At 63.9% G+C, this 6,468-nt stretch carries 7 protein-coding genes; 5 read left to right on the forward strand and 2 right to left on the reverse strand.

Annotated elements, in window-relative coordinates; genetic code table 11:
• Positions 1–6: 6 nt before the first annotated feature.
• On the forward strand, positions 7–1,134 hold the full coding sequence (locus NKI97_RS32845; protein ID WP_352838380.1) for a WD40 repeat domain-containing protein: 1,128 nt from the start codon (positions 7–9) through the stop codon (positions 1,132–1,134).
• A 32-nt stretch (positions 1,135–1,166) separates the two neighbouring features.
• Entirely contained in the window at positions 1,167–1,340 is a 174-nt protein-coding gene (locus NKI97_RS32850) for a hypothetical protein (RefSeq protein ID WP_023675582.1), read from the forward strand.
• Positions 1,341–1,728: 388 nt separating this feature from the next.
• Here NKI97_RS32850 and NKI97_RS32855 read toward each other — a convergent pair whose 3' ends face one another.
• On the reverse strand, positions 1,729–2,382 hold the full coding sequence (locus NKI97_RS32855) for a hypothetical protein (protein ID WP_023675581.1): 654 nt from the start codon (positions 2,380–2,382) through the stop codon (positions 1,729–1,731).
• A gap of 163 nt (positions 2,383–2,545) precedes the next feature.
• Between NKI97_RS32855 and NKI97_RS32860 the strand changes: the two genes are divergently transcribed.
• The gene (locus NKI97_RS32860) at positions 2,546–2,761 is read left to right on the forward strand and encodes a helix-turn-helix domain-containing protein (RefSeq protein ID WP_198023541.1); all 216 of its coding nucleotides are present in this window, start codon (positions 2,546–2,548) and stop codon (positions 2,759–2,761) included.
• Positions 2,762–3,020: 259 nt separating this feature from the next.
• On the opposite strand, the gene NKI97_RS32865 is transcribed toward NKI97_RS32860, so the two are convergent.
• Positions 3,021–5,141: a DUF3363 domain-containing protein gene (locus NKI97_RS32865; RefSeq protein WP_352838381.1), complete on the reverse strand. Its 2,121-nt coding sequence runs from the start codon at positions 5,139–5,141 to the stop codon at positions 3,021–3,023.
• Positions 5,142–5,532: 391 nt separating this feature from the next.
• Here NKI97_RS32865 and NKI97_RS32870 point away from each other — a divergent pair, with 391 nt between their 5' ends.
• Together NKI97_RS32870 and tnpA are read left to right on the forward strand one after the other, a co-directional pair.
• Positions 5,533–6,024 (forward strand): hypothetical protein, encoded by a 492-nt coding sequence (locus NKI97_RS32870; RefSeq protein ID WP_352838382.1) that lies wholly within the window; start codon positions 5,533–5,535, stop codon positions 6,022–6,024.
• Positions 6,025–6,046: 22 nt separating this feature from the next.
• The coding region (gene tnpA / locus NKI97_RS32875) for an IS66-like element accessory protein TnpA (protein WP_352838383.1) at positions 6,047–6,468 on the forward strand (422 nt) is incomplete at its 3' end.

Below are 6,468 nucleotides of genomic sequence, written 5' to 3' on the forward strand. Positions count from 1 at the left end.
AGAAACATGAACCAGCAGACGATGCAGAACCTGACCTTGTTCGACCTTCTGGCCCGCAGCTGGCAGCGGCCGTCGGCGATCGCCGATCTGCGCTTCAGCGCCGACGGTTCGGCTGTCGCTTTCACCGCAGTCGACGGAACCGTCGCCATCGCCGCGGTCGCGGATCACGAGCCGCCGGAAGCGCGGATCAGGGTGAGCAACGATCTCGGCCAGACGACGATCCGCCCCAGGGAAAAGCCGCCAGTGCCATTGATTGCCACGGCGGCATTCGGTGACGGCGATGTCCCGCTCGCCACCTATGCGCATTCCGGCTTTCTCGTCGGCGCGGCCAGCGGCGAAGTACTGCACATCAGCGCCGGCGGTGACGTCGCAGCCGCACTGCTCAAGATCGACGGACGAGTCGTCGCCATCGACCACAGCGCCAAGGTGGACATGACGGCTGTCAGCAACGGGCATGATGTCTTCCTGTCGCACGGCCAAGGCAATGCCACGCGGCTGGAACGCGGTGTGACATCGTCGACAGATGCCCTTGCCTTGTCGCCGGGCGGGCGGCGACTTGCCTGCGGCCTTGGCGAAGGGCTGTCGATTTGGGCGGTCGAAGGCGACGCAGCCTTGATACGTGACATCCCCCTTTCCGCGCGCCCGGTGTCGATCCGCTGGAGCAGAGACGGGACCTGGCTGGCCTGCGGGCTCGAAACCGGCGGCTTTGCTCTGGTTAGTCTGGCTGATGGAAGAGCAGACGTCGTCGCAGGGTTTCCATCGCCGGTCCGCACCGTGTGCTGGAGCCAGCCGGCGCATGCGCTGTTTGCGTCCGGCGCGTTCAGGATCGCCGGCTGGTCGATGACCGGCCCGCCTGTTGGCGGCGCGACCTCGGGTGCGCTGGAGACAGGTCGCGCCGGGCTGGTTCTTGTCGAGGCGGTGGCGGCGCACCCGCAGAAGAAACTGATTGCGGCGGGCTACGCCAACGGCCGTATCACCATCGCCCAGATCGGCGCGCGCGACGAACTCCTCATCAGGCCTTTGGGCAGCGCCGTCACCGCGCTTGCCTGGGCCGGCGACGGCAGACACCTCGCGGTGGGTTCCGTCGATGGCACCGCCGCGATCGTCACCTTTCCCGCGCAGATGTTCAAATAGCGGACGCAGCCCACATGAAACAGGAGGATCACATGGAGACCGAACCCACCCCCGAGGACGAGAGCAAGGACGAATTTTTCGAACGGCTGGCCAAGCTGTCGGAAGAAATGGTGGCCAAGCATGGCAAGGATTTCAGCATGGGCGCGCTGGTGCTTGCCGCCCGCTGGATCGCGGAAAACCGCGTCGGCCAGTTGAAGACCAACTAGGGTTCGCATCCATACGGATTGAACTCACGCAGACGCGGCAAACCGTTTGGAGACGCCATTCGCCTGCCCTTCTCGGTGATGCCGGCTGGCGCGCCAGATGAGGTCGGGCTCCTGCGCGGGCTTGCCCGAAGTCGTCTCAATGATCTTTCTTCGGAGGTGTCGGCCGCCGGCCGGCGCTCCTGAACATGCAAATCTGGTCCTTCTTTCGCTAACGACCCCCACTCACGGTCCGCCTCTTATGATTTCTACCTCGATTTGCCAGGGTGCAAGTTGTGATGGATCAGGAACCTGATCAGGTCCTCTGTTGAGTTCCACGCCGCATATTATGCGACTGTACAGCACCAGCCCGCCACTTGCGGAGCTCGGGACACCGCCCGCAGTGAAAGAACTATTCAGGCATCTTCTCTTGCACCATGCGCACCAGATCACTGAGCGCCGAGCGGATTTGCGGCCAGGGGAATTCGGAGGATCCCTCCCAGGCTTCGCCCTCGCGCAATACGGCATCGAGCTTGCCCGCCACACCGGCGAGCGTCGTGGCGGGGGTGGTTGAGAACGCTTCAAGCAGATCCTCCGCCCGGTCGCCAGCCTCGCGCTCGTCCCTGAGCGCTGCGGTGTAGCCGCCCTCCTCGGCAGCCGCGTCCCAGCGGGCCTGATGTGCCGCCAAATCAGCTTCGGCCTTCTCGCGGAGAGCCGCCATGTCGGGCCCTTTGCCGAGTACATCATTGACCGCCCCGATCGAGTGGACGGTCACGTCTTCTCCCTCCGGCAGGCGGACGGTCACACATGGAAAGCCGATGCTCTCAACAAGCCTCGTCTCCAGGTGTTGCTGCATACGGCAGAGCTGCCCGGTCAATTTGTGGACTCTCTCCCATTCGTGCCAGAGCGCCAGCGCTGGGTCGGCGAGAGGCATACTCGTGGCTGCGGGCGATCCGCCAGAAGCGCTTTTCTCAAGCCCCAAAGCAGTGGACGTGATCATCCCTCCCGCAAGCACTTCCCTGCGAGTGACGAACGGCGGAGTCGTGGTATTGTCGGAATCACCCATGATCCGAGCTCCTCAGAAGCTTGGGTTGTGGTCAGGCTGGGCACGGTGCGCCAACACCGCGCCTAGCCGCACCTCGGACCATCGGCCCAAGGGTATCGCTGATACCTTTGGATCATATAGGAATGATCTAAAGGGATCAACAGGCTTGGTGACAGCAGGACAGATGCGGGCAGCCCGCGCGTTGATTGGTATCGCCCAGGCGGAGCTTGCTCGCCGTGCGGGGGTATCTGTTCCGACAATTAAGCGCTGCGAAAGCGATGGTAAGAACGGTTCGATCGTATCCGCCGAAACCCAAGCAAAGATTCGTACCGTTCTTGAAGCCGAAGGCGTGGAGTTTACCAATGGCGATCGCCCGGGCGTCAGATTGCGGCGACCCTAGCCGGTTGCTGATCGGTTGAGCGCAAGATTCAGGATCGTTTTCAGCCACGGCCGACGACCGGCATACACAGCCGGCAGTCGCTGCCAGATCAGTGGCAGTCAGCATGACCTCGGGGCAATGTCTCTATGAACGAAAAAACGTCCCGCCAACTGAGGATGAGTTTCTGTTCGCCGTGCGCGGCTCGCCGGCCAACGGCACGCTGACGATCTCGGCCCCGCGGCACCGTGACCTACCCGCGGGTGTTTAATGCGCGCTACCCTCACATCCCAATCCCCATGCTGCGTCTTCTGCCGAAGCTCCAGTCAATGCCGCCGCTGTTTTGCACGAGTCCAGTGATGTTCTTGCCGATGCGCTTTTCGAGCATCGGCTGCCAGGGCACGAGCCGAAACCCGATGCCATCGTCCAGCATGGCGAAGCGCCCGCTGGCAAGACGGACCGAGCCAAGAAGCGTGCCGCCGATATGATTGCTGGGCTGCATGGGCGCGAAGGTGAGGCCGCGCGCAGCGGCCATTTCCTTGCCGACGCGCGCGACCTCCTGGCGCTCCAGCGTGGCTGCAAGGTCGCGCGCGAAGGTGATGGTGCCGCTGGTCGCGTCGCGTTCGGCATGACCCATCCCGACAAGCTGGGCGGCCCGTCTGTCGAGAGCGTTGTCGACATCGAGACCAAAGCCTGACCTCACCAGCGGCACCGGGGTTCTAGCCGTAAGCTCCCGGTCGAGCCAGGTGGCGCCGTCGCTGCCGATCTGCGTATCAAGATCGAGCGTCGAGAGCACGCGGACGGAGAAGTCCTTGCCGCGGTTGTGGCCGTCGTAGGCGATGCCGCGCTCGGACAGGTCATTTGGAACGCGCCAGTGGTCGTCGTCGATGCGTTCGACATGGCCGGCCCGGCGCAGCGCTTCGAGACGGCGGACATGGAAACGGACGAAGACGTCCGGGTCCTTGCTCTCTTCCAAAAACGTCTCGCGGATCGCCTCCAGGTGTTGGCTTGGTCGATAGATGCCATCCTCGCCGGCTACGACGCCGATGTTGCGGTCGGCCGCACGCGGCTCCTCCTTCGGCAGGATGGGATCAAGCGCCACGATATGGCCGCGCTGGATGTCGTCGAGCTTTGCCGCATCCGCGGTCTCGACATAATGCGTGCGCCCGTCGACGCCATCGATGACGAGCGACAGCTTGTCGCTCATCTCATCACCCGCAAGACCCTTGGCGAGCACGCGGCCGACGACCGGCTCAGTGATGGTCCCCCGATGTGTTGCGTATTGCGCCGGGCCCCGCTCATGAGCGAGGCCGTGCTCCTCGAGTGCCCGGTGCATGGTCTTGATGATGTCGTTGCGCTCGCCAAGCGCCCGCAAGGTGCTTTCGGCCCTATCGGAGACCACCCATCGGCCGGGCTCGATCTCGCTCGCCAGGCCGAAGTGCTCCAGTGTCTTCGCCCGGTCGATCAGCACATAGCGGTTGCTGGAAATGGTGTAGCTGTCGCTGGCATTGGGACGGAGGTCGACAAGATCGTGCTCCTGCTGTTCGGCGATCAGCATGCGGTCGAGCCGGGTCAGCCGTTCGGCGCCGACCTCGTTGGCCAGCTTGCGGGCGACTTCGACCTCGCTTTGTAGCCCAAGTTCCCGTTCGACCAGCTCGCCTGCCCGATGACGGATACCATGGGCGATGTAGTCGCCGGCGATGTTCAGGATCTTGCCGTCATCGGTGACGCCGCGCACCAGGATGTGGCTGTGCGGATGGCCGGTGTTGTGATGATCGACAGCGACCCAGTCGAGGCCCGTGCTAAGGTCGGTTTCCATCTGCCGCATGAGATCGCGGGTGAAGGAGCGCAGGTCTTCCATCTCCGCGGCATCCTCCGGCGCGACGATGAAGCGGAACTGGTGCCGGTCGCCGCGTCCGCGCTCGACGAAGGCCTTGCCGTCGGCCTCGTCCTCGAAGGCCGAGTACACCCTGCCCTTCTCGCCATCGCTGGTGACGCCGTCGCGCTGGAGATAGCGCAGATGCGCATCGACGGCCTTGCTGGTCGTCACGAACTTTTGGCCGCGGCCGGTGTTCCCCTTGCCTCGCCCCGGCAGCTTGACGACGCGTGCCTTCACCACGACGCGGCGGGAGCGAAAGCGGACGCCATTGGAGTCCTGCTTCCACCCGCCGCCATCCTTTGGCAACGCTGTCGCGACCTTGCTGCCCCGGCCGCGGGCATTGAAGCGGCCACTCCCCTTCCCGGCGCGACCACTTCCGCCCAAGCGATTGGGATTGCCGCCTTGCTTGCGGATGGCGATCTCGACCTGGCGCACGAAGGGCAGCGCGCGCAGATTGACCGGCGCGCCGCCATCCCGCGTCCGGCCGGTGCGCACCTGGAACCTGTCGCTGTCACGATCTGCCATGGCGATAGAATCGAGACTCAGATTCCGCCCTTCAAGGTGGCCGGAGCGCAGAGCGTGCTACGGCGCGCAAAGACTTGTTGTGGCAAACAATGGCGGATCGCACATCGCTAGGGCACCGAAGTTTGTCATTTCAGATCAATACGATAGCGGACCAGCCGTGAGCCACCGCACCTCACGTCATTCCGGCTGGTCTCGAAATCTGCCGGAAAAAACAATGTGCAGACAGACACTTACGAGCGAAGCGAGGGCGAGCGCCAGCTCGCTTTATCTTGCTGTCCTAATCCACCCTCGCTGTCCTAATCCACCCTCGGTAAGCGTCCGGTCCCTGCACCTATTCGGCTAGTGCAATTGAGCTTCATGTGGGGTTCCTTCGTCATATGGAGGATCTCCGATGGCGGCTCGCCGCTCCTGGGCCAAGGCCAACAGTCCTTACTGGTCGTCGCATGTTGCGGGCTGGTATCGCGGCAACCAGGATGCACTGGAATACTGTCGCCGACGCGATCTCTCGATCACCACATTCGAGCTGTGGATGCGCCATCTGGTGAGCGCGGATGATCTGCGCAAGCGTGCGGAAAGGCTGCAGAATTTGCACCGGAAGAAGGCAGCACGTTCGCGCAAGGAGGTGCCGCCGAAGCGGCCCAAAGGGCCTCCGCGCTATCGCTACGGCAGGCGTACGGACAGCGGCCCGATCGCTCTGCGGGCATTCTGGAGCATGCATGTCGAGGCGATGAACTGGAGCGGCATGGGGCATGCGGAGTATGCCGCTGCACTCGCTGCATGCGTTGCGGATCTGGCGCAATCGCCTGGAAGAATCCGGCGACGAAATGGACTGGCGATCCCTGCTTCATCCGAGTGCCCGAGCCCAATTAAGCAGCGCTCCTAATTGCGCGCGACGCAAATATCGCTTGACGCCGGACGCGGTGGACGGGCGATCGAACCGGCGCCGCTTCAGCGACGAGCAGAAGCGGGCGATCGTGCAGGAGACGGAGAAGCCCGGCGTCGCCGTGGCGCAGGTCTGTCGCCGCCATGGCGTTGCCACCAGCATGGTGTTCCGCTGGCGGTTCGAGTTCGGCCTGACCGCTCGCAAGGCGCCGCAACTGGCAACCGTTGTGCTTGCCGACGGCGCAGCAAATGAGCCGCCCGCGCTCGGGGCCTTGCGCGATCTGGTGCAGCCGCCAAACGGCATGGTGGCGATTGAGCTGGCTGATGGACGGCGCGTGTTTGCACCCGCCGGCAGTGACATTGCCCCCAGTTTCTATCCAGTTTTGAGTTCGTTTCCGGCGTGGGTTGTGCCCTGCTGGGCGGGTGAAGCGACGGGCGCTGGCGC

The organism is Mesorhizobium sp. M0296 (genome assembly GCF_040321675.1).
GTDB lineage: Bacteria > Pseudomonadota > Alphaproteobacteria > Rhizobiales > Rhizobiaceae > Mesorhizobium.